This is a genomic window from Homoserinimonas sp. A520, assembly GCF_054489245.1.
This window is the reverse complement of record NZ_JBTMWX010000008.1, coordinates 1-25,498: the sequence shown is the minus strand read 5'-3', so window position 1 is coordinate 25,498 and position 25,498 is coordinate 1. Positions and strand designations below refer to the sequence as shown.

Sequence of the window (25,498 nt, the reverse complement as noted above, 5' to 3'; positions counted from 1 at the left end):
CTCCTGATACTTACTTCGAGCTTGAAAGGGCGTCTGCTCCGCCCACGATTTCTGAAATCTGCTGCGTGATCTCGGACTGGCGGGCGTTGTTTCCGAGGCGCGTGTAGTCCGTGATGAGCTTGTCAGCATTGTCGCTGGCCGACTTCATCGCCTTCTGGGTGGCGGCGTGCTTGGCCGTCGCCGACTGCAGCATGGCGTTGAAGATACGGCTCTCGATGTACACCGGCAGGAGTGCGTCGAGCACATCGCCGACCTCCGGTTCGAACTCGTACAGCGGGAAGATCTCGTTGCCTTCAGGCTCCTCGATCCCCTCGACCACTTCGAGCGGAAGCAGCCGCACGACTTCCGGCGTCTGCGTGAGCATGCTGACGAAGCGGTTGTAGACGATATGGATCTCGTCGACACCACCCTCGGCCGCCGGAGTCACGAAGGACGACACCAGGGCGTCACCGATCTCCTTCGCCGTATCGAACTCCGGGTTGTCTGTTCCACCGACCCAGTTGTCGACCGATGCGCGCTTGCGGAAGTTGAAGTACCCGACCGCCTTGCGCCCGACCAGGTAGTAGACGACGTCTTTGCCCTGGCTGCGCAGCAGTGTCGATAGCTCCTCAGCCTCACGCAGCACGTTCGCGTTGAACGCGCCGGCCAGTCCGCGGTCGGACGAGAAGATGACGACAGCTGCCCGTTCGACCGTTTCCGGCTCGGTGGTGAGCACGTGGTCGACGTTCGAGAAGGTGGCGACAGCGGATACCGCGCGCGTGATGGCGCGCGAATATGGAGCGGATGCTGCCATCCGGGCCTTCGCCTTGTTGATGCGCGATGCTGCGATCAACTCCATGGCTCGGGTGATCTTCTTGGTCGTCTGGGCAGAACGAATCTTCTGCCGGTAGACCCGAAGTTGCGATCCCATGTTTCTCTCTCTGTCCTGGTTCTGCGGTCAGCGCTTAGCGCTTGCCCTTGACGATGCGCTCCTGGTTGACGTCTTCTTCTTCAAGCTCTTCGAAGACCTCCTTGCCGGCTGAGGCAAGCGGCTTGCCCTCACCGGTCTGGAACTCCAGCTTGAACTTGTCGACGGCGGCATCCAGGTCGGCGACGGTCTCGTCGGTGAGGACGTTCGTCTCACGCAGCGTGTCGAGCACCTTGGTGTTGCGACCCAGGTAGTCGAGCAGCTCGCGCTCGAAACGCAGGATGTCTTCCACCGGAACCTCATCCAGCTTGCCGTTGGTGCCGGCCCAGATGGCGACGACCTGGTCTTCGACCGGATACGGCGAGTACTGCGGCTGGCGGAGCAGCTCGGTGAGTCGCTCACCGCGTGCAAGCTGGCGGCGGCTGGCCGCATCCAGGTCGGACGCGAACAGCGCGAACGCCTGCAGCGAGCGATACTGGGCCAACTCGAGCTTCAGGGTTCCGGAGACCTTCTTGATCGACTTCACCTGCGCGTCACCACCGACACGGGAAACCGAGATTCCCACGTCGACCGCTGGACGCTGGTTGGCGTTGAACAGGTCGGACTGGAGGAAGATCTGGCCGTCGGTGATCGAGATCACGTTGGTCGGGATGTAGGCGGACACGTCGTTCGCCTTGGTCTCGATGAGCGGCAGGCCGGTCATCGACCCGGCACCGAGCTCGTCGGACAGCTTGGCGCAACGCTCGAGCAGGCGGGAGTGCAGGTAGAAGACGTCACCCGGGTAGGCTTCACGGCCCGGCGGACGACGCAGCAGCAACGACACGGCACGGTAGGCCTCGGCCTGCTTGGACAGGTCATCGAAGACGATGAGCACGTGCTTGCTGTCGTACATCCAGTGCTGGCCGATGGCCGAACCGGTGTACGGAGCGAGGTACTTGAAGCCGGCCGGGTCGGAGGCCGGCGAGGCGACGATTGTGGTGTACTCCATGGCGCCTGCGGCCTCGAGCGCACCGCGGACGGCGGCGATCGTCGAGCCCTTCTGGCCGATGGCGACGTAGATGCAGCGAACCTGCTTGTTGGTGTCGCCTGACTCCCAGTTGGCCTTCTGGTTGATGATCGTGTCGATCGCCAGGGCGGTCTTTCCGGTCTGGCGGTCACCGATGATCAGCTGGCGCTGTCCGCGGCCGATCGGGATCATCGCGTCGATCGCCTTGATGCCGGTCTGCATCGGCTCGTGCACCGACTTGCGGGCCATGACGCCCGGGGCCTGGAGCTCGAGCGCACGGCGCTCGGTGGTCTTGATCTCGCCGAGGCCGTCGATCGGGTTGCCGAGCGGGTCGACCACGCGGCCCAGGTAGCTGTCGCCGACCGGCACGGAGAGAACCTCACCGGTGCGGGTGACTTCCTGGCCGGCCTCGACGCCGCTGAACTCACCGAGGATGACGACACCGATCTCGCTCTCGTCGAGGCTCAGGGCGAGGCCCAGCGTGCCGTCGGCGAACTTGATGAGCTCGTTGGCCATCACGCCGGGAAGGCCCTCGACGTGGGCGATGCCGTCCGCGGCATCCACCACATACCCGACCTCGGTCTTGGTTGCCTTGGTGGGGTCGTAGGACTTGACGAAGTCCTTCAGAGCATCGCGGATCTCGTCCGGGCTGATCGTTACGTCTGCCATTTGCGTTTCCTTGTCTTCGCGGTGCAATCCAGCACCGACGGATGTGGCGCTGTTAGCCAGCGAGTTGAAGTCTGAGTTCCTTGAGCCTGGATGCGACGCTGCCGTCGATGACGTCGTCACCGATCTGCACACGGACGCCGCCGACCAGGGACGGGTCCACGACCAGGTTGACCCTCAGCTGACGGCCGTAGCTGGCCGAGAGGCCGGACTGCAGCCGTGCGAGCTGATCTGCAGCAATGGGCGTTGCCGTGGTGACGGTGGCGATGGCGTGACCGGTCTGGTCCGCCACGATTGCCGCTGCGTTGCGCACCAGCGAGTTGATGCGACGGCCTCGGGGCTGGCGTACCAGGTGGCGCAGGATGGTCAACGACTGCGGGGACACCTTGCCCGAGAGCAAGCGGTCGATCAACGTGACCTTGGAGGTCGCGTCGCCGAGCTTGCTGCTGATGGCCAACTCGAGTTCCGCGCTGGAGGCGACCGTCTTGCCGAACGCGAAGAGCTCGCCCTCGATGTCGGTGCCCGCCTCGGCGGAGTCCGCCGCCGCACGCAGTCCGAGTTCCTCGATGCCGGCCAGCAGGTCATCCTCTGACGACCAGCGGTTTGCCGCCACCGTGCCGAGAATCCCGAAAACCGGTGAGCTGATGGACGATCCGAAGACGGCCTTCAACGCAGCGACCTTCGTGTCTGGCTCGGTGGCCGGGTCGCTCAGGACCGATTGGAGCTGGCTGGAGTCCCCGATGATGCGACCGGCGGACAGGAGTTGTTCCGCGATGGCCAGATCTACCGTGCCGCTGATCGCGGCCAGAGCCGCTTTCGACGCGGCAAGAGCGTCCCTGGTCGTTGATCCCATTACTACTTGCTCACCTTGCTCGTCGAGGATGAACTCACTGCACGCCTGTCGGACGACTCAAGGTCGGCCAGGAAGCTGTCAACGAGCTTCGATGCCTTCTTGTCGTCGGACAGGCTCTGCCCGATCACGCCGGAGGCGAGGTCGAGAGCAAGACTGCCCACTTCGGCTCGGAGGGAGACGAGGGCTGCCTGACGTTCCGCCTCGATCTGCGCAACTGCTGACGAGGTGATGCGGGCAGCCTCAGCGGATGCCTGCTCTTTCAGTTCGCTCAGGATCTTGGTGCCGTCAAGGCGCGCCTGCTCGCGGATCTTGCCTGCTTCGGAGCGAGCTTCCTTGAGGAGTTCGTTGTACTTCTCCAGTTGCTCGGCGGCCTCGGCCTGGGCGTTCTCAGCCCTGGCGATGCCGCCCTCGATGACCTCGGCACGCTCATCCAGCAGCTTCTTCAGCGCCGGCAGCACCTTCCACCAGAAGACGCCGAGGATCAGCAGGAAGCAGATCGCCGACCAGAAGATGTCATAGGCCGCAGGGAACAGCGGGTTGGGCGCCGCCTCCCCTTCGGCTGCGGCGTGAATCAGTGCGTGAAGCATAGAGATTCCTTAGTTGGTGAAGATGAAGTACGTCGCGATGCCGATGAACGCCAGCGCCTCGGTAAAGGCGATACCGATGTACATGAGCACCGTGAGGCGACCCTGCAGTTCTGGCTGGCGTGCGACGGACTCGATGGTCTTGCCGACGACGATGCCGATACCGATACCGGGGCCGACAGCGGCGAGACCGTAACCGACCGTCGCGATATTGCCGGACAGTTCAGCGATGTTAGTTACATCCACGTTGGGTGTTTCCTTCCGTAATGAGCAGATTCGACGGGTGCCGGATCTAGTGTTCTTCGAGCACTGCCAACTGAATGTAGACGGCAGTGAGAAGGGTGAAGATGTATGCCTGCAGCACGATGATCAGGATCTCGAACAACGTGAATGCCAGGCCGAAGGCGAAGGTGCCGATGCCGAAGAGGGAATACCAGCCCCCCGCTGTGAAGATGAAGAACTGCGTGGCAGCGAAGAACAGCACCAGCAGGAGGTGTCCGACCACCATGTTCATCAAAAGTCGAAGGGTGAGCGTAATCGGTCGCAGGATGAAGGTCGAGATGAATTCGATCACGGCGATCAGCGGCATCAGGGCTTTGGGAACCCCGGGCGGGACCAGGGAGTTGCGGATGAACGCCTTCGGGTTCTGCTTGAGGCCCGCGTAGATGAACACGCCATAGGCGATCACGGCCAGGAGCAGGGGAATGCCGATGACGGATGTACCGGCAATGTTCAATCCCGGGATGATTCCGGTGAGGTTCATCCCAAGTACCATGAAGAAAATGGTCGTCAGGACCGGCAGGAAGCGGTCGCCGGTTTTTTCACCCAGCAGGTCGTGAGCGATGCTCTTGCGCACGAAGGAGAGCCCCATCTCCACCAGAGACTGGCCGCGGCCGGGCACCAGGGTCATCTTGCGGGTGCCGAGCCAGAAGAGCACGCAGATGAGGACGGCGACCAGCAAGCGCATCATCATGATGCGGTTCATGGCGAAGATCGTGCCGTCGAAGAGCACCACGTCGGGGAAGAACTCCATGATCGTGGGTGGGTGGAAGCCACCATCCTCGTGACCGCCATCGGTGGCGAACGGGATCAATGCGGTGAGAGCGTTTACTAGCAGCTCTATCTCCAAGATCGGGGCGTGCAACCACGCGGCGAGAGAATGGGTGGGATGTCCGTTAGAAACTCTATCAAGAGATTTCGGCGCCCATGAACGGTCGTCAGCCCCGCTGGGCCGGCTTGTCGTCGCCCGGCAGTTCGATGTCGCTGACGTACGACATCCGCGACCTGGCCACGACCACGACGTCAACGACGAGCGTCCCGACGACTGCTGCGACGATGCTCAGGAACATGACCTGGGCGTTGAGCCACGGCTGGTCTTTGAGGATGAAGATGAGCACGAGGAACAGCACGAACTTGAGCAACCAGGCACCCATGACGATGCCGAAGAAGGCCCCCAGGCTGTACTTCCCCGCCACCAGGATGCTCAGCGCGGTGATGGCGAGGAAGACGACCGCCATCACGGTGCCGATCAATGCGCTGGAGATCCCGACCGGTCCGACGGTCACGTAGCCGACGATCGAACCGATCACGGCAATGGCGACGGCGAGGATGGCGCCGTAGAGGAGCACCTTCTTCAGGATGGGGGCGGCGGTCATGGGCTCTCCTTGTGGGAAGGTGTTGGGGAATTCGCGGATGCGGCATCCAGTGGGTCGAGCTGGGCGGCGATCATCGAACCAGGCTGGTCGGCACTCATCGACTGGACGTCGAGTTCCTGCCGTTTGCGCTTGGTCATCGGTGCGACGGTGAACCAGGCACTGACAATGAACCCGACGGCGATGAAGCCGATCGCCACCCCGTTGTGGACGTTCGGGACGAACACGAACAGCAGGGTGCCGATAGCGAAGACGGCCGTCCAGCTATAGAAGATGAGTACCGCCTGGAAGTGGGTGTGGCCCATGTCAAGCAGGCGATGGTGGAGGTGCTTGCGGTCGGCGGAGAACGGCGACTTGCCTGCACGCAGTCGGCGGCTGACCGCCAGGGAGAAGTCGAGCAGCGGCATCACCAGGATCGCCAGTGGCAGGAGGATCGGGATGAACGCGGGAAGCAGCTGCCGCGAAGAGACGAGGGTGAATGGGTCGACTGACCCGGTCACCGAGATCGCCGACGCTGCCATCATGAGCCCGACGAGTAGGGCGCCGGCGTCCCCCATGAAGATCTTCGCCGGATGCCAGTTGAGCGGCAGGAAGCCGACGCACGCACCAATCAGGACCGCGGTGATCAGGGATGCGATGTTGAAGTACTCCGACTCGCCGATGCTGGTGGTGAGGATGTAGCAGTAGACGAAGAACACGATGTTGGCGATGATCGCGACACCGGCGACGAGGCCGTCGAGGCCGTCGATGAAGTTGACCGCGTTCATCACCAGCACGACCGCGAACACCGTCACCACGAGGCCGATCACCGGGGGCACCACGGTGACTCCGCCGATGGGCACCGTCACGAGCTGAACGCCCTGCCAGGCGAGGATGCCCGCAGCGAGAATCTGGCCGGTGAGCTTGGTGAGCCAGTCGAGGTCCCAGAGGTCGTCGGCCACACCGATGATCACGATCAGTGCCGCGGAAGCCAGGATGGCCAGGACCGGACCAGGGTTGGCGAAGACCACTTGGAATTGCGGGAGCTGGGACGCCACACCGAACGCGACCAGGATGCCGAGGAACATCGCCACTCCACCCAGCCTCGGAGTCGGGCTGGTGTGGACGTCGCGTTCCCGGATCTTGGGGTAGAGGCGGTACCGGTTGCTCAGCTTGTAGATGGCGATGGCAAGGCTGAAGGTCACGATGGCGGAGATTCCGCCGGCGAGCGCGTAGAAGACGATTCTCATTCGTCCGCCCTGCCGATGACCTCCGAAATGGCTTCGTCCGAGATGACGCCGTGGCGCACGATCGTCAGCTCGCCACCCTCCTTGAGCAGGCCGGTCGCGTCGATGATGGTCGAGCCGGCCGCTCCCCCGGCACCGCCGTCGAGGTAGACGGCGACGGAGTCGCCCAGCATCGCCTGCGCCGCTGCGGCGGTCGTTGCAGCCAGCTCGCCGGTGAGGTTGGCGGAGGAGACGGCGAGCGGGCCGGTCTCCGAGAGCAGTTCGAGCGCGACACGATTGTCGGGCATCCGCAACGCCACCGTGCCACCGGTCTCGCCGAGGTCCCATTGCAACGAGTCCCTGGCGGGGAGGATGACCGTCAGGCCGCCCGGCCAGAACGCGGCAACCAGGGCACGCACCTGGTCCGGCACCTCGCTGGCCAGGGCATCCAGGGTCGGAATGCCCGGAATCAGCACCGGCGGCGGGGACTGCCTGGTGCGCCCCTTCGCGTCGAGAAGGCGCTGGACAGCGGCCGGGTTGAAGGCGTCGGCTGCAACACCGTAGACCGTGTCGGTCGGCAGTACCACGAGCTCCCCGCGACCGATCGCCACTCTGGCGAGCCGCATGCCGGTGAGGAGCTCGTCGGGGTTCGAGCAGTCGTGAATGGTCGCCATGTCGGTAGCCATCCTACTTGGCCGCCGAGAACGCGACCCTGAGCCCGCGGGCGTTGCCAGTGTCGAAGGCACGGACGATAAACGGCGGAAAATCGGTCGTCACGCAAGAAACCGCCATCCCAGCAAGAAAACCGCAATGGCAGCCGCCGTACGATACAGCCATGACCGCGTATGTCTCTGCCCTCGACCTGTTCTCCATCGGGATCGGTCCATCCAGCTCCCACACGGTGGGCCCGATGAGGGCGGCGCGAGCGTTTGCCGAGAACCTGGTCGCCACCGGCAACCTCCAGTCCGTAACGCGAGTCACCTGCTCCCTCTACGGTTCCCTGGGCGCGACCGGGCTGGGGCATGGCACCCCGGATGCCGTGCTGGCCGGCCTCGCCGGATTCCGCCCCGAAAGTTGCGAACCGGATGACGTGCGAGGAGCGTGGGTGAACCTCGCGGAGGGCGCCACCCTCAAGATCGCCGGAGTCCACGAAATCGCCATCAGCAAGGACGACGTGTCGCTCGTCCCGCGCACCCGGCTGCCGGGCCACCCCAACGCCCTGACCTTGTCGGCCTGGAGCGAGTCGGATGCGCTCCCCATCTACGAGGAGACCTATTACTCCATCGGAGGCGGCTTCATCCGCCGCGACGGGGACCCCACCACCACCGAGTCGCCCATCTCCCAGCCCTACCCCTATTCTTCCGGTGCCGAACTGCTCGCGCTCTGCCGCGAGACCGGACTGAGCATCAGCGGTATCGCCAGGGCGAACGAGGAAGCCGTCCACGGCGCCGAGAAGCTGAACGCCGGGCTGGACGCCATCTGGGCGGCCATGCACACCTGTGTCGAGACCGGGCTGAATGCCGACGGCACACTCCCGGGCGGACTCGGGGTTAAACGGCGGGCCGGCGCGGTGCGCGCCACCCTGGACCTCTACGACAAGCTGCCGCAGCGCGAACGGGACACTTCCACCGAGTGGCTCCACGCGTTCGCGCTGGCGGTCAATGAGGAAAACGCCGCGGGCGGGCGAGTCGTCACCGCACCCACCAATGGGGCCGCCGGGATCATCCCCGCTGTCGGCCACTATTACCTTCGGTTCGTTCCAGGGGCAGACGCGGAAGGCATCCGCAACTACCTGCTCACCGCTGTTGCAATCGGGTCGCTGGCCAAGGCGAACGCCTCGATTTCCGGTGCGGAGGGCGGATGTCAGGCCGAGGTCGGCTCCGCCTGCGCGATGGCATCCGCCGGCCTCTGTGCGGTGCTCGGCGGAACGCCTGAGCAGGTCGAGAATGCCGCCGAAATCGCCATGGAGCACCACCTGGGGCTGACCTGCGACCCGGTCAGCGGACTCGTCCAGATCCCCTGCATCGAACGGAACGCGATCGCATCCTCCACTGCGGTATCGGCGGCAAGGCTCGCACTGCACGGCGACGGGACCCACATCGTCTCCCTCGATATGGTCATCGAGACCATGCGCCAGACCGGGGTGGACATGATGACCAAATACAAGGAGACCAGCGAGGGCGGACTCGCCGTCAACGTCGTCGAGTGCTGAGTCGCTCTTTCGCCTGGCGCAATTGAGGGCTCTTTTGCGAAGACCTCAGCGAAAGAGGGAACTTTTTCCCAGGTCGGTGACGTTTTCCCTCCTTGGCACGAGCGGCAGATCGACTCAACGCTGCGAGGGAGTCGCGGCTCGGCGGAGGGCGGTCGTTGCGCGGTCGCGACCGAGCAGGTCGCGGTGTGAAGCGACGGCAGCCCAGCCGTCGGCGCGCAGCAGTGCGGCGATTTCCGCGGCCTGAAGCTCGCCATGCTCGATCACCAGGGTGCCACCGCTGTGCAGGAGTCGGAGTCCGGTCTGTGACACCTTGCGCACAGCATCCAGACCATCGGCTCCCCCGTAGAGGGCGTGCTCCGGATCGAACAGTCGAACCTCCGGGTCGCGCGGAATCGCCTCCGCCGGAATGTAGGGAGGGTTGGAGATGACAACGTCGACGGTTCCATCGAGTTCTGGGAAGGCATCCGCAAGGTCGGCGAACACGAGGTGTGCGTTCACTGCGCCGGTCTCCTCGAAGTTTCTGGACGTCCACGGGAACGCCTCCGGGGAGTTCTCCGCTGCGTAGACAACGGAGTGCGGAACCTCCGTCGCCATGGCCAACGCGATCGCCCCGCTGCCAGAACCGAGGTCGACAGCGATCGGATGCTCGGACGGGATCGCCCACAGCGCATCGATCGCGAACTGCACGACCTGCTCGGTCTCGGGCCGGGGCACGAAGACGCCGGGACCGACCGCCAGTTCGAGGTTGCGGAACGGCGCACGCCCGGTGATGTGCTGCAGCGGTTCGCGTGCCTCGCGACGGGCCACCAGCATCCGGATGTTCGCTGCGTCCTCAGCGGAGACGGCCGCCCCGGTCACCGCTTTCGCCTGCACCTCGCCGCGACTGACGCCCAGCGCGTGGCCGATCAGCAGCTCGGCATCAACGTCAGCGGATTCGATGCCGGCGATGGCGAGCTGCTCGAGCGCCTCGGTGCGGAGTACGGCGATGGTGGTAGTCACAGGCTGATTCTCCTTGGCCGCGGGTCTCGACAAGCTCGACCAGCCTTTCGGATCGACCAGCCTGAGTTGCCTGACCGATGCTCGGTCAGGACTGATCGCCGATGTCGGCCAGGCGTGCTTCCTCATCGAACTGGATACACGACTGGATGACCGGCTCAAGAGCGCCGTCCATCACGGTGTCGAGGTTGTACGCCTTGTACCCGGTGCGGTGGTCCGCGATGCGGTTCTCCGGGAAGTTGTAGGTGCGGATGCGCTCGGACCGGTCCATGGTGCGGATCTGGCTCTTGCGCGCGACGCTGTCGAGGGCCGCCTGGTCTTCCTGCTGCTTGGCCAGGATGCGCGCACGGAGGACCCGCATGCCGGCTTCACGGTTCTGCAGCTGGCTCTTCTCGTTCTGCATGGCGACGACGATGCCGGTCGGAAGGTGGGTGATCCGCACGGCGGAGTCCGTGGTGTTGACTGATTGCCCACCGGGACCGCTGGAGCGGTAGACGTCGATCTTCAGGTCGTTCTGACTGATCTCGACCTCCTCCGGGGCGTCCACTTCGGGAAACACCAGAACGCCAGTGGTGGAGGTGTGGATACGCCCCTGCGACTCCGTGGCAGGCACCCGTTGCACACGGTGAACGCCGCCCTCGTACTTGAGGTGCGCCCACACGCCCTGCGAGGGGTCAGAGGCGTTCGACTTGATCGCGACCTGAACATCCTTGTAGCCACCGAGGTCACTCTCGGTGCGCTCCAGCAGTTCCGTCTTCCACCCCTTCGACTCCGCGTAGTGCAGGTACATGCGCAGCAGGTCGGCGGCGAACAACGCACTCTCGGCGCCGCCCTCGCCACCCTTGATCTCCATGATCACGTCGCGACCGTCGTCTGGGTCACGCGGGATGAGCAGGCGGCGCAGTTTCTCCTGCGTAGTCACCAGCAACTCTTCCATGGCCGGGATCTCGGCGGCGAAAGCGTCGTCCTCCTTCGCCAGTTCCCGCGCTGCCGCGAGGTCGTCGGCCGCCTGCAGCCAATGCTCGTGCGCTGCCTTGATCTGGCTCAGTTCGGCATACCGCCGGTTGATCTTCTTGGCCCTGGCCGCGTCCGCGTGAACGGCGGGATCCGACAGCTGCGTCTGCAGATCCTCATGCTCGGCCAGCAGCACCGCTACTGACTCGAACACGGTTAGTCGTCCTTGCCCGCGCTCGCGGCGCCCGGGAGGGACTTCTGGATCTGCATGAGGAACTCGACGTTGGAGTTGGTCTCCTTGAGCTTGCCGAGAACGATCTCGAGCGCCTGCTGCTGCTCGAGGCCGGCAAGTGCGCGCCGCAGCTTCCAGGTGACCTTGACCTCGTCGACGCCCATGAGCATCTCCTCGCGGCGGGTTCCGGATGCGTTCACGTCCACGGCAGGGAAGATGCGCTTGTCGGCCAGCTGGCGCGACAGGCGTAGCTCCATGTTGCCGGTGCCCTTGAACTCCTCGAAGATGACCTCGTCCATCTTGGAGCCGGTCTCGACCAGCGCGGTGGCGAGGATGGTGAGCGAGCCACCGTCTTCGATGTTGCGCGCGGCACCGAAGAAACGCTTCGGCGGGTAGAGGGCCGCAGAGTCGACGCCACCGGAGAGGATGCGACCGGATGCCGGCGCGACCAGGTTGTATGCACGCCCCAGTCGGGTGATCGAGTCGAGCAGCACGACAACGTCGTGGCCGAGCTCGACGAGGCGCTTGGCACGCTCGATGGCGAGCTCGGCGACCATGGTGTGGTCTTCTGCCGGACGGTCGAAGGTGGATGCGATGACCTCACCCTTGACGGTGCGCTGCATGTCCGTGACTTCTTCTGGACGCTCATCCACCAGCACGACCATGAGGTGCACCTCGGGGTTGTTCTTGGCGATGGCGTTGGCGATCGCCTGCAGCACGAGCGTCTTGCCCGCCTTCGGGGGCGACACGATGAGTCCGCGCTGGCCCTTGCCGATCGGCGACACCAGGTCGATGATGCGGGTGGTCAGCTTCTGGTGCTCGGTCTCGAGGCGCAGGCGCTCCGACGGGTAGAGCGGTGTGAGCTTGCCGAATTCGACCCGCTCACCGGCCTGCTCGATTGGGAGTCCGTTGATCGAGTCGATCTTGACGATCGCGTTGTACTTCTGGCGACCGCTGTTCTCGTTGTCGCGCGGCTGGCGGATGGCGCCGACGACGGCGTCACCCTTGCGCAGGTTGTACTTCTTGACCTGGCCGAGCGAGACGTAGACATCGTTGTTTCCGGGCAGGTAGCCACTGGTGCGCACGAAGGCGTAGTTGTCGAGGACGTCGAGGATGCCGGCCACCGGGATGAGCACGTCATCTTCGGTGATCTCCGGCTCGAACTCGTCGCCGCCGCCCTGGCCGCGCCGCTTGCGGTCGCGGTAGCGTCCGCGGCCTCCGCGCTCGTCGCCATCCTGGCGGTCACGGTCACCCTGGCGGTCACGGTCACCCTGCTGGCGATCAGCCTGCTGACGGTCACCCTGCTGACGACGCTGACGGCCGCCCTCGCCCTGCTGGTCGTCGCCATCCGACTTCTGGCGGTCGCCACCGTTGCGGCCACGGCCGCGTCCACGGGAGTTGCGCGAAGGACGATCGGAACCGTCCTCATCGCCGTGGCTGTCGCCGTTCTGGTTAGCACCGTCATCTTCGGACAAGTCGCGCGAGCCGGCCTCATCGGAGACCTGGTCGTCGTGCTTGGCCTGCTTCGAGTCTTTCTTCGCCGAATCGCGCTTGTCCTGGCCGGCCCCCTGCTTGGTGCCCTGCTTGATGCCCTGCTTGGCGTCGTCGTGCTTGGCTTCGTTCAACGACGCTGCCTGGCCGGCTGTGTCGTCGGCAGACTCCGAGCCGCTGGCGGCAACCGGGGTCGGGGCGGCGGTCTCGCCACCGTTGGCGTGCTCTGCGGCCCGCTTCGGCGCGACCTTGCGGGTGCGCTTGGGCGCAGCGTCGGCGGTATCGGTCGCTGCCGGCTCGTCGCCGGCCGGCGCCTGTGCCGGTGCAGGCGACTGAGCCGCCTCGGACGGCTGCGCTGACTCGACAGGCTGTGCCGACTCGGCAGGCTGGGCCTTCGTCGGCTGCACTGTCGTGGTCACGACACCAGCGGTCGCCGTGGCGCGGCGCGGTGCACGCTTCGTGGCCGGCGCAGCGGATGCTGCCGGAGCCTGCTGCGGGTCTGCAGTGGTGGTGGTGCCTGCTGAATCGGCGGCGCTTGCTGCGCCATCCGTCGGGGTGTTCTGGTTCTCGTCGATTGCGTTCACGAGGTCTCCTTTACGAAGTTTGGATGCGCCGGTGATACCGCGTTCTGCAGCCAGAGCCTGAAGCTCAGGAAGGCGCAGGGCAGCCAGTTCGGCGCGTGAACTCGGCCTCATGGCACGAGCAGTGGGATCAGTCACTAAGAGGATTCCTTTCTCCGAGCTTTCCGCCAGCGTGAACAATGAACGCGCGGGGGGATTTGTCGGAGAGCTAGACGCCCATCGCGGCTACTGGTCTGTGCGGATGCGCAGGGTAAGCGACAGATGAGGCGATGCTAGTGATTGTGCAACCCTGGGCCTGGCCAGTTGGCTGTTGCCCGCTGGCCGCGACTAGCCGGATTCGGCTGGGTGCAAATTCACTGTAGCACCTTTGAAGTCGACGGCCAGCATGAGCGGTTGCCAGCGCGCTGCGGTGTGTTGCCGCACCATTTCGGCCGCCTGCAGGCGCTGGGCAGGGTCGCTGCACAGCACCAGGATGGACGGCCCTGAGCCGGAAACCACCGCGGCGTGACCGGCCGACCGCAACTCGTCGATCAGGGCAGCCGTATCGGGCATGGCGCTGGCCCGGTAGCTCTGGTGCAGTTTGTCCTCGGTCGCCGCGTGCAGCAGTTCCGGGCTCTGGATGAGTGCCGCTATCAGCAGTGCCGAGCGCGAGACATTGAAGATCGCATCCTCGTGCGGGACGGATGCCGGGCGCAGGCTCCTGGCGAGAGCGGTCGACATCGTGCTCTCCGGCACGCAGATCAGTGGTGAGACACCACGGTGCACCATCAGCTTCTTGTGCTGTGGCCGATCATCCGCTGTCCACACGATGGTGAGCCCACCGAACAGGGCCGGGGCGACGTTGTCTGGATGCCCCTCGAGTTCGCTGGCGATCGCGAGCAGCGTTTCGGCATCCAACTCCACGATGCCGTCGAGGAGGCCCTTGGCCGCCATGACGCCGGAGACGATGGCGGCACCGGATGACCCGAGTCCCCGCCCATGCGGAATCGAATTGGTGGCCACGACGTCGAGGCCGGGGAGCTCCTGGCCGAACCTGGCCAGTGTGGCTCCGATCGACTGCACGACGAGGTTGGTCTCGTCGGTCGGCACCTCACCCTCGCCGACACCGCTCACCCGAACCAGGACGCCCGGCTGTTCGCGAACCGTCACGGTCAGCTCGTCGTACAAGGAGAGCGCGAGGCCTAGGGTGTCGAACCCTGGACCGAGGTTGGCTGTGGTTGCCGGGACTTTCACCGTGACCGTTCGCCCAATGAGCGACGAAACGGTGGTGGTCATGCGCTGTTCTTCGCCAAGCCGAGCACGCCGGCGATCTCGTCCGTGTCGACCGGCACGATCGTCGGCGTGACGTCGGAGCCGTCTGCTGTACGCAACGCCCACTGCGGGTCTTTCAACCCGTGCCCGGTGACGGTGAGCACGACGGTCGCTCCCTGCGGAATCTCGCCTGCAGCCGACCGCTCCAGGAGGCCGGCGACGCTGATCGCGGAGGCCGGCTCCACGAAGATGCCGACCTCGGCGGAGAGGATGCGGTGTGCTTCCAGGATCAGCTTGTCGGAGATGGCGCCGAAGTAGCCATTGCTGGTCTCATGTGCCTGGATCGCCAACTGCCAGGATGCCGGGTTTCCGATGCGGATGGCGCTGGCGATGGTGTCGGGCTCGGTGACGATGTGGCCCAGTACGATCGGTGCGCTGCCCTCGGCCTGGAATCCGAACATCCGTGGCAGCCTGGTGGTGCGTCCGCGCTCGAGTTCTTCGCTGTAACCGCGGAAGTATGCGCTGTAGTTGCCCGCGTTCCCGACCGGCACGATGTGGAAGTCCGGTGCGTCATCCAACACTTCGACGACCTCGAATGCCGCCGTCTTCTGCCCCTCGATGCGGTCATTGTTGACCGAGTTGACCAGGTGCACCGGGTAGTTGTCCGCCAGCTCGCGGGCGATCTCGAGGCAGTCGTCGAAGTTGCCCTGCACCTGCAGCAATTGTGCGTTGTGGGCGATGGCCTGAGCCAGCTTGCCCATCGCGATCTTGCCTTCCGGCACCAGGACGGCAGAAGTGATGCCGGCGTGGGTGGCGTAGGCGGCGGCCGATGCCGAGGTGTTTCCGGTCGACGCGCAGATGACCGCGCGGGCACCGGCCTCTACGGCTTTCGACACCGCCATGGTCATGCCACGATCCTTGAACGACCCGGTCGGGTTCATGCCCTCGTACTTGACGAAGACCTTCGCGCCGGTGCGCGCGGACAGCGCGGGTGCCGGGATGAGCGGTGTGCCGCCCTCCCCCAGCGAGACGATCGGCGTGGCATCCGTCACATCGAGACGATCGGCATACTCGCGGAGGACTCCGCGCCACTGGTGGGCCATTACAAACCTTCCACTCGCAAAACAGAAGTGATAGAGCTGACAACGTCGTTGCGCTCGAGACCTTCGACTGTGGCCGACAGGTCTGCTTCGGATGCCTCGTGAGTACCGATTACAAGGGTAGCGGTGGCCGCGGCCTCTCCACGACCGACCGGGCGAACCGATTGCGCCACCGTCTCCACCGAGACCCCATGGTCGCTGAACAGCGCGGCGATGCGGGAGAGCACTCCGGGCTGGTCGATCACCTCGAGGGTGATCTGGTAGCGCGTGGTGACGCTGGAGATCGGGAGTACTGCCAGGTTGGCATGGGTCGACTCTGCGACGCCTGGGCCACCGACCACGTGACGACGGGCGGCGGAGACCAGGTCGCCGAGAACCGCGGATGCGGTCTCCTTGCCGCCGGCGCCCGCGCCGTAGAACATCAGGTCGCCAGCCGATTCCGCCTCGATGAACACCGCATTCTTCGCCTCACGCACGTTGCCGAGCGGGTGGGAGCGGGGAACCAGCGCCGGGTACACCCGCGCGCTCACGCCCTCGGTGCCGCTCGCATCCGTCAGCCGCTCGCAGATGGCGAGGAGCTTGATGACGTAACCGGCGCTGCGGGCGGCCGCGACCTGGTCGGCCGTCACCGAGGTGATTCCCTCCCGGTGGACGCTCTCGATCGGCACGGTCGTGTGGAACGCCAGACTGGCGAGGATGGCCGCCTTCTGCGCGGCGTCATAGCCCTCCACGTCTGCGGTCGGGTCGGCCTCGGCATAGCCGAGCTCGGTCGCAGCAGCCAGTGCGGCCTCCATGCTGTCGCCCTCCGAGTCCATCCGGTCAAGAATGAAGTTGGTCGTGCCGTTGACGATGCCGAGGATGCGCTTGACCCGGTCGCCGGCCAGGCTGTCACGCAGCGGGCGGATGATCGGAATGGCACCGGCAACTGCTGCCTCGTAGTAGATCTGCGCGCCGACCTGCTCGGCGGCCGCGAACAGTTCAGGGCCGTGGGTGGCGATGAGCGCCTTGTTGGCGGTGATGACATCCGCCCCGGAGTTGAGCGCCTGCAGGATGTGGCTGCGGGCCGGCTCGATGCCGCCCATCAGTTCGATGACCACGTCGGCTCCGAGGATCAGCGACTCGGCGTCGGTGGTCAGCAGGTCGCGCGGGATGTCCGCGGTGCGGGGCGCGTCGAGGTTGCGCACCGCGACGCCGACCAGCTCCAGCCCGGCACCGGCGCGACCGGCAAGGTCGTCACCCTGCTCGAGCAGCAGGCGCACCACCTGAGCGCCGACCGCACCTGCTCCCAAGACGGCGATTCGCAGGTTCCGGTACTCGATCATGTGGTCATTCCGTTCGGGGTTGGGGTCTCGACAAGCTCGACCAGCTGGATGCCGGCGTCGCGGGCCAGCAGGTCGGATTCGGTCTCGCCGCGCACGATCACGCGAGCGGATCCGTCGCGGACCGCGACGACCGCGGGCCGGGTGAGGTAGTTGTAGTTGCTCGCCAGGGAGAAGCAGTACGCACCGGTCGCCGGGACTGCCAGCAGGTCGCCTGGTGTGACGTCGGCCGGCAGGTACTCGGCGTCGACCACAATGTCGCCGCTCTCGCAGTGCTTGCCGACCACGCGCGACAAGGCAGGTGCGGCATCCGACACCCGGTTGGCGATGCGCGCCGAGTAGTCGGCGCCGTAGAGGGCGGTTCGGGCGTTGTCGCTCATGCCGCCGTCGATGCTGACATACCGCCTGACGGCCGAGCCATCGACGAGCACGTCCTTGATGGTGCCGACTTCGTACAGCGTGAAACCGGCGGGGCCGATGATCGCCCGGCCGGGTTCCACGGCGACGACCGGCACCGGCACGCCGAGGCGCTCGGCCTCGGCCGCGACCATGTTCGCCAGGGCTGCGGCGATCTCGTCGAAAGACAGGGCCGCATCAGAGTTCGTGTAGGCGATACCGAAACCACCGCCCAGGTTGAGCTCCGGAACCGGCCCGTCCTGCAGAAGTTGGGCGTGCACGGCCATGAGCCGCCTGGCCGACTCGGCGAATCCGTCGGTCTCGAAGATCTGGGAGCCGATGTGGCAGTGGAGCCCGAGGAATTCCAGTTCGCTGTGGGCGCGGATGATCGCCACCGCATCCGGGGCATCCGTCAGCGCGATCCCGAACTTCTGGTCTTCCCGCGCGGTGGCCAGGTATTCGTGGGTGTGGGCGTGCACGCCGCTGTTGACCCGGAGGCGAACGGGCTGGTGCCTGCCATGGTGCCGTGCGGCATCCGCGATCCGCTCGATCTCGATGAGGCTGTCGATGATGATCACGCCGACACCGGATGCCACGGCGCGGTCGATCTCGGCGACCGACTTGTTGTTGCCGTGAAGCCCGATCAGGCTCGGGTCCACACCGGCGGCCAGGGCGACGGCCAGCTCTCCCCCGCTGGCGACATCCAGGTGCAGTCCCGCCTCAGTCACCCAGCGGGCGACCTCGGATGAGAGGAACGCCTTACCCGCGTAGTAGACGCGGGCGGCGCTGCCGACGCGGGCGAACTCCCGGTCGAACGCGGTGCGAGCGTGAAGGGCGCGGGCACGGGCATCCGCTTCGTCGATGACGTAGAGCGGCGTGCCGAACTGCCTGGCCAGCTCGACTGCCGAAACGCCGGCGACGTCGATCGCGCCCACCCCGTTGCGGGCGGCGTTCCGTGACCACACAGCCGGTGCCAACGCGTTCGGGTCCGACGGAACCTGAAGCCACTGGGGGGCAAGGGGGTTGCCGTGCAGCAAGTCTTCGGACAAAAGGGGAACCTCGAAGCTGTCGCGGTTTGTTGTGGTGAACCGGGCGTGGTTCCTGACCCTATGAATTGTATGGGCTGGAGCCGTGCCCGGGTTAGCTGGGGCGGGGTTATTCGCAGCTGCCGCGCGTGCGCAGCTCGGACAGGTTGACCGGAACCTCCTGGCCGGACACCGCGAAGTGCAGCTCGGAGCCGACAACCTCGACGCTGGTCAGGTCCAGGCTTTCCGGCAGGCGGCTGGCGGCACAGGCACGGACGGTGAGCGCACTCAGGTCGATGAGCTGGCTGAGGTCGACTGAGGCGTTATCGGCGTTCGCTTCGACCGCGGTCGGTGTCAGCACGATCGCTCCTCCCTCGACGCTGGGTTCCAGTGTGACCGTGTACCCGATCTCGAGTCCGAGGAACGCAACCGTGCCCACCTTGGTCATGACACCGTCGGCGAACTGCAACCCTGACGCCGCGTCAGTTCCGCCGGCGAGCGCGAGGATGGATTCCGCGTCGAGCGAGAACGATACGTCGAGTTCGTCCAGGGTGCCGGAGAAGAACTGCGGTAAGAAGGCAAATCCGCCGATCGTCGCCTGCGTGGGCCCGGCGCTAGCCGGAAGACGGTCTGCAAGCTCCGATGCGACCACGTCTTCCGCAGCAGCCCTGGCCGCACCGTCCGCCCAGACCGCTATACCCGCCAGGATGGCGAGGATCACGACGACGACTATCGCGGTCACACCACGTCGCTTGCGCGACACTCGCACGTCCGACTCGACGAACAGTCCGCCGAAGTCACCGTCGTCGACAGCACTGCCGCTTCTGCCGCCGGCCCTTTCGCTCACAGTCACATCCGCTCCGGTGCACTGACGCCGAGCAGGCGGAGACCGTTCCTCAGCACCTGACCGGTGGCGTCGTTGACCCACAGTCGGGTGCGGTGCAGGTCGCTGACCGCCTCGTCACCCAGTGGCGTAACGCGGCAGACGTCGTACCAGCGGTGGTAGGCGGCAGCGAGCTCTTCGCTGTAACGGGCGATCCGATGCGGTTCGCGCAGCTCCGCCGCCTGGGCGACGACGCGCGGGAACCCGGCCAGGATGCCTACCAGGTTGTTCTCGGTCTCGTGGGTGAGCTGTTCAGGGACGAACACCGAACGGTCAACGCCGAGCGACGCCGCATTCTTCGAGACCGAATGGGTGCGCGCGTGAGCGTACTGCACGTAGAAGACCGGGTTGTCGTTGGTGCGCTTGCGCAGCAGTTCGGGGTCGAGGGTGAGGGGAGAGTCCGCCGGGTAGCGTCCGAGCGAGTAGCGCAGGGCATCCGTGCCCAGCCACTCCCGCAGGTCGTTCAGCTCGATGACGTTTCCGGCGCGCTTCGACAGGCGCGCCCCGTTGATGCTCACCAGCTGCCCGATGAGAATCTCGACGTCGGTTTCCGGGTCATCCCCGGCAGCACCGGCGAGCGCCTTGAGGCGGTGCACGTAGCCGTGGTGGTCGGCGCCGAGCAGGTAGATCTTGTGCGCGAAGCCGCGGTCGCCCTTGTCCAGGTAATAGGCGGCGTCCGAGGCGAAGTAGGTGTAGACGCCGTTGGCGCGGCGGATCACCCGGTCTTTGTCGTCGCCGAATTCGGTGGTGCGAACCCAGACCGCACCGTCCTTGTCGTAGACGTGGCCCTGTGCACGCAACCGTTTGACGGCGGACTGCACCGGGCTGGGATCGCCTTCGTGCAGGCTGCGCTCGCTGAACCAGACGTGGAAGTTCACGTTGAACCGCTCAAGGGATTCACGGATCTCGGCCAGTTGAAGCTGGTAGCCGGTTTCGCGCGCGATGGCGAGTGCGTCATCCGCCGGCAGTTCCAGGATGTTCGGGTGCAGTTCGCTGACCTTCGCGGCCAGGTCGGCGATGTACTGGCCCGGGTAGCCGTTCTCGGGGGTCGGCTCCCCCTTCAGCGCCGCGGTGATGGATGCTCCGAAGTTGTCCATCTGGTTGCCGGCGTCGTTGATGTAGAACTCGCTGACCATGCGGGCACCGGATGCGGTCAGCACGCGGGCGATCGAATCGCCGAGGGCGGCCCAGCGGGTGTGCCCGATGTGCAGCGGCCCGGTCGGGTTCGCGGACACGAACTCGAGGTTGATGGTCTGGCCGGCGAGTGCGTCGTTGTTGCCGTAGCTGTCGCCAGCCTCCACGATCGCCTTCGCGACGGCACCTGCCGCAGCGGCATCCAGCGTGATGTTGATGAAACCGGGGCCCGCGACGTCGACGGATGCGACGGCATCGATGGTGCGGATGCCTTCAGCGAACTCAGCGGCGAGCTCGCGCGGGTTGATCCCGAGGCGACCGGCAAGCTTCATCGCGATGTTGGAGGCCCAGTCGCCGTGGTCGCGGTTCTTGGGCCGCTCCAGCAGCACGTCGTCGATGGCTATGGTGATCGAGTCGTCACGGGCTGCGACCGCGGGGGCCACGATGCGGAGGATTGCGGCGGAAAGTTCGGCTGGAGTCACTTCAGAATTCTACCGGGAGGCGTTTCGGCATCCGGACCCTGCCGATAATCGGCAAGGATGGACCCCATGCGTTCACTCCCCGCCACCCTCACCGTTGCCGCCGTCCTGGTCCTGGGGCTCTCGGGGTGCGTCCCGCAGGGAGCGCCGGAACCCGTTGATTCCTCTGGTCCGGCCGAGTACGAGCGGCCCACGCCACCAGCGGATACACCAGAACCGGCGGTAACCGAGGTGCCGGCGGATGGCTTCAGCTCTACGCCGGTGACGATCGACTGCAACGAGCTGGTGTCGCCGCAGGCCGTGTACGACTACAACCCGAACTACGGTCACCAGCCGGCGTTCACGGCGCCCGCCAATACGGATGTCGCCACCATCGTGGCGAACCAGGGTGTTGCCTGCAACTGGGTGAACCAGACGAGTGGGGTGACCTTCGTCGTCGCGGTCGCCCAACTGGCGGCAGATGACCTGGCAACCGTCGAGGCAGACGTGGCTGCTGGGAGTACCGCTGTCTCGGGGATCGGCGACGCCGCCTATTTCACGACATCCGGTGGTGTCGGCGTGGCCCAGGTCTTCGACGGGCCGTATTGGGTGGTCGCTACGTCCGCCGCGTTCTACGAGGTAGCCGAGCCGAAGCCGCTGGTGGAAGCCGCATTGGCTGCATTGGCGGGCTAGCGGTCAGATGCCGAGCACGGCCCGCGCGATCAGGAAGTAGATCACCAGGCCGGATGCGTCGACCAGCGTGCTGATGAACGGTGCGGACACGATCGCCGGGTCCACCCCCGCGGCGCGTGCTGCAAGCGGGATAGCACCACCGGCTGTGGCGGCCACGGCGCCGATGCACGTCACCGTCAAGAGCAGCACCAGCGCGATCTCCGGCCCGACCAGGATTGCGGCCGGGATGCAGCCGAGGAGTCCCAGGGTGGCGCCGAGCAGCACTCCAACCCGGAGTTCCCGGAATGCCACGCGTGCCAGATCCCGCGGCCGTACTTCGTGGAGGGCGAGCGCCCGCGTGAGTGTTGTTGCTGCCTGAGAGCCGATGTTCCCGCCGGTGCCGATCAGCATCGGGATGAACAACGCGAGCGCGAGCGACTTCTCCAGTGTGGGGGCGAACACGTCCTGCACCGCGACAGTGAGGGTCGACGTCGCCACCAGGACCAGCAGCCACACAGCTCGGGAGCGCACCAGGTCCAGCACTCGTGCGGCCAGGTAGGGACGACGCAGCGGTTCGGATGCGCCGGTGCGAGCGGCGTCCTCAGCTTCGGCGCGCCCCAGGATCGCAGCCGCGTCATCGAAAGTGAACAGGCCGACCAGCAGGCCCTCAGAGTCGACTACTGCGGTGGCGATGACGTTCGCCTCGATGACCAGGCGCGCGGCATCCTCTTCCGGGTCGTCGGCACGGATCAGGATGGGCTCGTGCATGAGGTCGCCGACGATGGCAGCCGGCTCGGCGAGGAGAAGATCCCGCAACTCGATGGCGCCGACCACCTGCCGGTTGTCCCCGGCGACCGGAAGGAAGTAGATAGTCTCCGCTTCAGCGCCGGTCGCCCTAATGTGGTCGAGCGCCTCACCGGCGGTCATCGACTCCAGCACCTTGACGTACTCCTGGCTCATGCGCCTCCCGACGCTTCCGACCGGGTACCCGAGCAGGGCAGCGGTGAGCTCGTGCTCTCGGGGTGAGAGCCCCAGCAGGAGCCTGCCGGCCACGTTCGCGGGCAGCTCGTCCAGCAGGAGCACGCGATCATCCGGATCGAGGCGCTCGATCAGCTGGCCGACCCGTTCGTCCTTGAGTTCGGTGAGGAGCGCGGAGGCGAGCCGGGCGTCCAGTGACTCGAAGACCGCAAAGGCCCGCGCCTTCGGCAACAGCCGGAAGAGCAGCGCGCGTCGTTTGGCGGACACCCGCCCCAGCAGCGACACGATCTCGCTGGTGCGAAGTTCTTCCAGCGCCCGGGACTGCGCGAGCAGATCGCGCCCGGAGTTGTCGCTGAGAATCTTGAGTGCGTCATCCGCGACCATGGCAGCCTCCCCTGTGACAGGGTAGCCGGGTGAATGGCCACTGTGCCGGGTCAGTGCTGGTAACCTGTTCAGGCACTCCTGGCCCCCATAGCTCAGGGGATAGAGCGTCTGCCTCCGGAGCAGAAGGCCGCAGGTTCAAATCCTGCTGGGGGCACCTTGTGTCACGTGACCGCCTAGTTTGGACTTTTGCCACCTAGTTCGGACAATTGGGCGTTCATCCGTCGCTCAACGGAAGTTCGCGGTTGCGGGCGTCCATGAGTCGATCACTGGGCAGTACTGGAACAACGCGAGGCTCGCGAGTTTTGGGACGAGGTTCGGTGGGACTCATGTCGGCGGCAGGTTCCTGCCACATCTCGATGAACCGGGGCAGGCTTTTCCCGCTTTGTGATTGCGAGGAAAGAACTGACACGGGTGCTTGCGGTTCTTTCCAGAACTGGACGAGGTGCCCGCTCAACGGGCGATTCCACAACCCCGTCCCATGCTACGTCCCGGCCGCTGGCGTGGAGTCGCGCACGATAGCTGCCCTTCTCATCACCCATGATGGTCCCGACGTCCTTCCTCTCGAAGCTTGCCGACCGGTTGAAGTAGGCACGTCCCTCCGGAAGCATCAGCGACAACTCGTGGATGTCTTCCCACTCTGGCGCGGTTGCCTCCGGCCTCGCGTCGAGGACCTCGACAGTCAAATAGATGGGACCTGAATATACGCCCGTGAAAACCAACGGCACCATCAGCGCAGACTCGTGCATGTCGCCGCGTATCGACGCCTGCAGGGCAGCTACCGGGTCTGCCGGAGGAAAGGGCGCTATGACGAAGTCAACGACATGGTGCCATGCACTAATCACGAAGGTTGCGGATTCGATCACGGCGCTGCCTCTCTGGCAAAGCCGAGGTGGAACGTGCGTGCTTCACCGTCCCGCAAGAGGTCGGAGAACCAATGCAGCGCAGCATGGGGACCCGCTTGCCCGCCCTACGAAGTGGCCCGAGGGTCGCCGGCAGCGTGCAGTTGGATGTATTCCGGAGTGACGATTCCGTATTCGTCGTCGTCTGCTCCGAAGCCGTGCCACAACCGGGCTTTTAGATTGTGAGCCAAGCGCACAAGATCGCTCAGGATTTCCCGGATCTGTTCTGCGCCAGCATTAGATTGGATGTGTAAGTCTCCGGTCAGCACGCGGGCCTTGCCGTCCTCGGTGCGCATGATTGTGAAGTCCCAAAATACGGAGGCCCTATCCATGATGCCCTCGTCGCCCTGGGAGTCGTACAGACGGACCCCCAGTTCGGACGCAAGTCTGTTCAGCTGACGCTCGTTCAGGGCCGGAATCTTGCTGAGATCTCCTTCAAAAAACCGATGGAATGGGCCTCGAAGCACTGAAAACTGCTGTGCCATTTCACCTACCAGCCTTTCGCTCGATACGGCAAGTGTGGCGCTTCCGCCTACATTGAACAATGACAGCCGCTCACACAAGTGGGAGAACCGATCGTTACAACCGTTCAGGGGCCGAGGCGTGGAAGCGAGATTCGCGCTACGGGATCAACGCGTGACCGTTGATCCATCGTTCAAAGTTTTGCTCAACGCTGTACCGTGAGCAAATGAAGTACCTGACGTACGCCTCCTCGGAGGAGATCGATGAGTACAACCGAAGCTACCTTCAGCAGTTACCAATCGCGCTCGATCGGTTGCGGGAGAAAATAGGCAATCGGCCCGAGGTACGGCTCGATGGAAGCTTGGCAAGCCTCAAGCCGCTTGGCGAATGGTTCGTTGATCAGTTGCTCGCAAGCAAGGAAGATGGCCACAATGACGTGCCGGTCTGGTGGGACCCTCAGTTCCCGCCCGCCGGTACCGGCTCCGATGGGGACGGTCCGTTCACAGCACAGCAGCTGCGGCTGATCGACGAAGTACACGCCTACATGGCCGATGTTCTTCTGAGCGAGTCTCCCCATGCCCGCTGGGCCATCTATCAAGGGGAAGCGCGAGACTACCGCAACGGCAAAACGCTGCTAGTACTTGAGGATCCGGATTGGCCTGCCAACCCCTTAGGCACGCTCTACGCGGCCACTATGAATATTTTCGAAGGAGAAAAACCTGAACCTGCATGGCTGCAGGACTTGATCCTCAGAATGCTGGGGAAGTAACGCTCTGCGCTGTAGGTCCACCTCGCTGGAGGAACGACCTTGTCGCCTGCAATTCTGATTGGTCATGTCGATAGATCCAGATGTTCCTGCACCGCGATGGTGAAGAAGTCTGAGTCGGATTTAACGTCTATCAGTGCTCTCATGCAGTTCTGGGGGACGAGCGAAGCCGCTAGAAGCAGGCTGTCTAGTCTTAGGAAGACCTTGTCCGAAGTAGGTTGGCAAGATTCCGAGAGGGGCGATGCTTCAAATCCCCGGTTCTTCAGTTGTCCGAGATTGGCAAATTGTCCGAACCCCGCGGGTCACGCGACACCTTGTGTCGCGTGACCCGCTATTCCGGACTTCTGCCTTGTAGTTCGGACAACCAGCCCTCATCGGCTGTCGTGGTTCAAGCCCGTCGAGTTCGGAGAGGTTGTCCCGAACCAGGATGGC

General features: G+C 65.0%; 23 protein-coding genes and 1 tRNA gene. 4 read left to right on the top strand and 20 right to left on the bottom strand.

The features are described 5' to 3' along the window. Positions 1-10: 10 nt before the first annotated feature. The 9 genes from ACX3PH_RS15055 to ACX3PH_RS15015 all read right to left on the bottom strand — a co-directional run bounded on the left by ACX3PH_RS15055 (position 11) and on the right by ACX3PH_RS15015 (position 7,547). On the bottom strand, positions 11-910 hold the full coding sequence (locus ACX3PH_RS15055) for a F0F1 ATP synthase subunit gamma (RefSeq protein ID WP_459093508.1): 900 nt from the start codon (positions 908-910) through the stop codon (positions 11-13). Positions 911-944: 34 nt separating this feature from the next. Beyond that, on the bottom strand, positions 945-2,582 hold the full coding sequence (atpA, locus tag ACX3PH_RS15050) for a F0F1 ATP synthase subunit alpha (protein WP_459093507.1): 1,638 nt from the start codon (positions 2,580-2,582) through the stop codon (positions 945-947). A gap of 52 nt (positions 2,583-2,634) precedes the next feature. Further along, entirely contained in the window at positions 2,635-3,432 is a 798-nt protein-coding gene (locus ACX3PH_RS15045; RefSeq protein ID WP_459093506.1) for a F0F1 ATP synthase subunit delta, read from the bottom strand. Between the two features lie 2 nt (positions 3,433-3,434). Continuing rightward, on the bottom strand, positions 3,435-4,019 hold the full coding sequence (locus ACX3PH_RS15040) for a F0F1 ATP synthase subunit B (RefSeq protein WP_459093505.1): 585 nt from the start codon (positions 4,017-4,019) through the stop codon (positions 3,435-3,437). 9 nt (positions 4,020-4,028) lie between these two features. Then, complete coding sequence (gene atpE, locus ACX3PH_RS15035) at positions 4,029-4,262, bottom strand: ATP synthase F0 subunit C (RefSeq protein WP_459093504.1); 234 nt, start codon at positions 4,260-4,262, stop codon at positions 4,029-4,031. Positions 4,263-4,308: 46 nt separating this feature from the next. After that, positions 4,309-5,139: a F0F1 ATP synthase subunit A gene (atpB, locus tag ACX3PH_RS15030; RefSeq protein ID WP_459093611.1), complete on the bottom strand. Its 831-nt coding sequence runs from the start codon at positions 5,137-5,139 to the stop codon at positions 4,309-4,311. Positions 5,140-5,233: 94 nt separating this feature from the next. After that, positions 5,234-5,671 carry a hypothetical protein gene (locus ACX3PH_RS15025; protein WP_459093503.1) on the bottom strand — a complete coding sequence of 146 codons (438 nt, stop codon included), beginning with the start codon at positions 5,669-5,671 and terminating at the stop codon, positions 5,234-5,236. Beyond that, on the bottom strand, positions 5,668-6,897 hold the full coding sequence (locus ACX3PH_RS15020) for an MraY family glycosyltransferase (RefSeq protein ID WP_459093502.1): 1,230 nt from the start codon (positions 6,895-6,897) through the stop codon (positions 5,668-5,670). Before ACX3PH_RS15020 ends, ACX3PH_RS15025 begins: the two co-directional genes overlap by 4 nt. Further along, complete coding sequence (locus tag ACX3PH_RS15015; RefSeq protein WP_459093501.1) at positions 6,894-7,547, bottom strand: L-threonylcarbamoyladenylate synthase; 654 nt, start codon at positions 7,545-7,547, stop codon at positions 6,894-6,896. Before ACX3PH_RS15015 ends, ACX3PH_RS15020 begins: the two co-directional genes overlap by 4 nt. A gap of 161 nt (positions 7,548-7,708) precedes the next feature. Here ACX3PH_RS15015 and ACX3PH_RS15010 point away from each other — a divergent pair, with 161 nt between their 5' ends. Next, complete coding sequence (locus ACX3PH_RS15010) at positions 7,709-9,085, top strand: L-serine ammonia-lyase (protein WP_459093500.1); 1,377 nt, start codon at positions 7,709-7,711, stop codon at positions 9,083-9,085. Positions 9,086-9,199: 114 nt separating this feature from the next. Here ACX3PH_RS15010 and prmC read toward each other — a convergent pair whose 3' ends face one another. From prmC to argS, 9 genes are all read right to left on the bottom strand, one after another. Beyond that, the gene (gene prmC, locus ACX3PH_RS15005) at positions 9,200-10,084 is read right to left on the bottom strand and encodes a peptide chain release factor N(5)-glutamine methyltransferase (protein WP_459093499.1); all 885 of its coding nucleotides are present in this window, start codon (positions 10,082-10,084) and stop codon (positions 9,200-9,202) included. 85 nt (positions 10,085-10,169) lie between these two features. Next, positions 10,170-11,249: a peptide chain release factor 1 gene (prfA, locus tag ACX3PH_RS15000; RefSeq protein WP_459093498.1), complete on the bottom strand. Its 1,080-nt coding sequence runs from the start codon at positions 11,247-11,249 to the stop codon at positions 10,170-10,172. Between the two features lie 2 nt (positions 11,250-11,251). Beyond that, positions 11,252-13,453, bottom strand: a complete 2,202-nt coding sequence (gene rho, locus ACX3PH_RS14995) for a transcription termination factor Rho (RefSeq protein WP_459093610.1) — start codon at positions 13,451-13,453, stop codon at positions 11,252-11,254. 213 nt (positions 13,454-13,666) lie between these two features. Further along, positions 13,667-14,614: a homoserine kinase gene (thrB, locus tag ACX3PH_RS14990; protein ID WP_459093497.1), complete on the bottom strand. Its 948-nt coding sequence runs from the start codon at positions 14,612-14,614 to the stop codon at positions 13,667-13,669. After that, positions 14,611-15,693, bottom strand: coding sequence for a threonine synthase (gene thrC, locus ACX3PH_RS14985; RefSeq protein WP_459093496.1), 1,083 nt, complete (start codon positions 15,691-15,693; stop codon positions 14,611-14,613). Before thrC ends, thrB begins: the two co-directional genes overlap by 4 nt. After that, positions 15,693-17,012 (bottom strand): homoserine dehydrogenase, encoded by a 1,320-nt coding sequence (locus tag ACX3PH_RS14980; RefSeq protein WP_459093495.1) that lies wholly within the window; start codon positions 17,010-17,012, stop codon positions 15,693-15,695. The genes thrC and ACX3PH_RS14980 overlap by 1 nt, the downstream gene beginning before the upstream one ends. Then, positions 17,009-18,439: a diaminopimelate decarboxylase gene (gene lysA, locus ACX3PH_RS14975; RefSeq protein WP_459093609.1), complete on the bottom strand. Its 1,431-nt coding sequence runs from the start codon at positions 18,437-18,439 to the stop codon at positions 17,009-17,011. Before lysA ends, ACX3PH_RS14980 begins: the two co-directional genes overlap by 4 nt. A 121-nt stretch (positions 18,440-18,560) precedes the next feature. Continuing rightward, complete coding sequence (locus tag ACX3PH_RS14970) at positions 18,561-19,277, bottom strand: LmeA family phospholipid-binding protein (RefSeq protein ID WP_459093494.1); 717 nt, start codon at positions 19,275-19,277, stop codon at positions 18,561-18,563. A 2-nt stretch (positions 19,278-19,279) separates the two neighbouring features. Next, positions 19,280-20,929: an arginine--tRNA ligase gene (gene argS, locus ACX3PH_RS14965; protein ID WP_459093493.1), complete on the bottom strand. Its 1,650-nt coding sequence runs from the start codon at positions 20,927-20,929 to the stop codon at positions 19,280-19,282. Positions 20,930-20,995: 66 nt separating this feature from the next. Here argS and ACX3PH_RS14960 point away from each other — a divergent pair, with 66 nt between their 5' ends. Then, a complete protein-coding gene (locus ACX3PH_RS14960; RefSeq protein WP_459093492.1) occupies positions 20,996-21,598 on the top strand; it encodes a hypothetical protein in 603 nt (200 codons plus the stop codon). A 3-nt stretch (positions 21,599-21,601) separates the two neighbouring features. On the opposite strand, the gene mgtE is transcribed toward ACX3PH_RS14960, so the two are convergent. After that, on the bottom strand, positions 21,602-22,939 hold the full coding sequence (mgtE, locus tag ACX3PH_RS14955) for a magnesium transporter (RefSeq protein ID WP_459093491.1): 1,338 nt from the start codon (positions 22,937-22,939) through the stop codon (positions 21,602-21,604). An 81-nt stretch (positions 22,940-23,020) separates the two neighbouring features. Here mgtE and ACX3PH_RS14950 point away from each other — a divergent pair. Then, positions 23,021-23,093, top strand: a tRNA-Arg gene (locus ACX3PH_RS14950). Positions 23,094-23,906: 813 nt separating this feature from the next. Here ACX3PH_RS14950 and ACX3PH_RS14945 read toward each other — a convergent pair. Continuing rightward, entirely contained in the window at positions 23,907-24,323 is a 417-nt protein-coding gene (locus ACX3PH_RS14945; protein ID WP_459093490.1) for a hypothetical protein, read from the bottom strand. Between the two features lie 203 nt (positions 24,324-24,526). Here ACX3PH_RS14945 and ACX3PH_RS14940 point away from each other — a divergent pair, with 203 nt between their 5' ends. After that, on the top strand, positions 24,527-25,069 hold the full coding sequence (locus tag ACX3PH_RS14940; protein ID WP_459093489.1) for a hypothetical protein: 543 nt from the start codon (positions 24,527-24,529) through the stop codon (positions 25,067-25,069). Positions 25,070-25,498: the final 429 nt, after the last annotated feature.

What these genes read in the sequence shown, in the direction of transcription:
- ACX3PH_RS15055 (WP_459093508.1), bottom strand. Translation starts at nt 910, where the DNA reads ATGGGATCGCAACTTCGGGTCTACCGGCAGAAGATTCGTTCTGCCCAG.
- atpA (WP_459093507.1), bottom strand. Translation starts at nt 2,582, where the DNA reads ATGGCAGACGTAACGATCAGCCCGGACGAGATCCGCGATGCTCTGAAG.
- ACX3PH_RS15045 (WP_459093506.1), bottom strand. Translation starts at nt 3,432, where the DNA reads ATGGGATCAACGACCAGGGACGCTCTTGCCGCGTCGAAAGCGGCTCTG.
- ACX3PH_RS15040 (WP_459093505.1), bottom strand. Translation starts at nt 4,019, where the DNA reads ATGCTTCACGCACTGATTCACGCCGCAGCCGAAGGGGAGGCGGCGCCC.
- ACX3PH_RS15025 (WP_459093503.1), bottom strand. Translation starts at nt 5,671, where the DNA reads ATGACCGCCGCCCCCATCCTGAAGAAGGTGCTCCTCTACGGCGCCATC.
- ACX3PH_RS15020 (WP_459093502.1), bottom strand. Translation starts at nt 6,897, where the DNA reads ATGAGAATCGTCTTCTACGCGCTCGCCGGCGGAATCTCCGCCATCGTG.
- ACX3PH_RS15015 (WP_459093501.1), bottom strand. Translation starts at nt 7,547, where the DNA reads ATGGCGACCATTCACGACTGCTCGAACCCCGACGAGCTCCTCACCGGC.
- ACX3PH_RS15010 (WP_459093500.1), top strand. Translation starts at nt 7,709, where the DNA reads ATGACCGCGTATGTCTCTGCCCTCGACCTGTTCTCCATCGGGATCGGT.
- rho (WP_459093610.1), bottom strand. Translation starts at nt 13,453, where the DNA reads ATGAGGCCGAGTTCACGCGCCGAACTGGCTGCCCTGCGCCTTCCTGAG.
- thrB (WP_459093497.1), bottom strand. Translation starts at nt 14,614, where the DNA reads ATGACCACCACCGTTTCGTCGCTCATTGGGCGAACGGTCACGGTGAAA.
- thrC (WP_459093496.1), bottom strand. Translation starts at nt 15,693, where the DNA reads ATGGCCCACCAGTGGCGCGGAGTCCTCCGCGAGTATGCCGATCGTCTC.
- ACX3PH_RS14980 (WP_459093495.1), bottom strand. Translation starts at nt 17,012, where the DNA reads ATGATCGAGTACCGGAACCTGCGAATCGCCGTCTTGGGAGCAGGTGCG.
- ACX3PH_RS14960 (WP_459093492.1), top strand. Translation starts at nt 20,996, where the DNA reads ATGCGTTCACTCCCCGCCACCCTCACCGTTGCCGCCGTCCTGGTCCTG.
- mgtE (WP_459093491.1), bottom strand. Translation starts at nt 22,939, where the DNA reads ATGGTCGCGGATGACGCACTCAAGATTCTCAGCGACAACTCCGGGCGC.
- ACX3PH_RS14945 (WP_459093490.1), bottom strand. Translation starts at nt 24,323, where the DNA reads ATGGCACAGCAGTTTTCAGTGCTTCGAGGCCCATTCCATCGGTTTTTT.
- ACX3PH_RS14940 (WP_459093489.1), top strand. Translation starts at nt 24,527, where the DNA reads ATGAAGTACCTGACGTACGCCTCCTCGGAGGAGATCGATGAGTACAAC.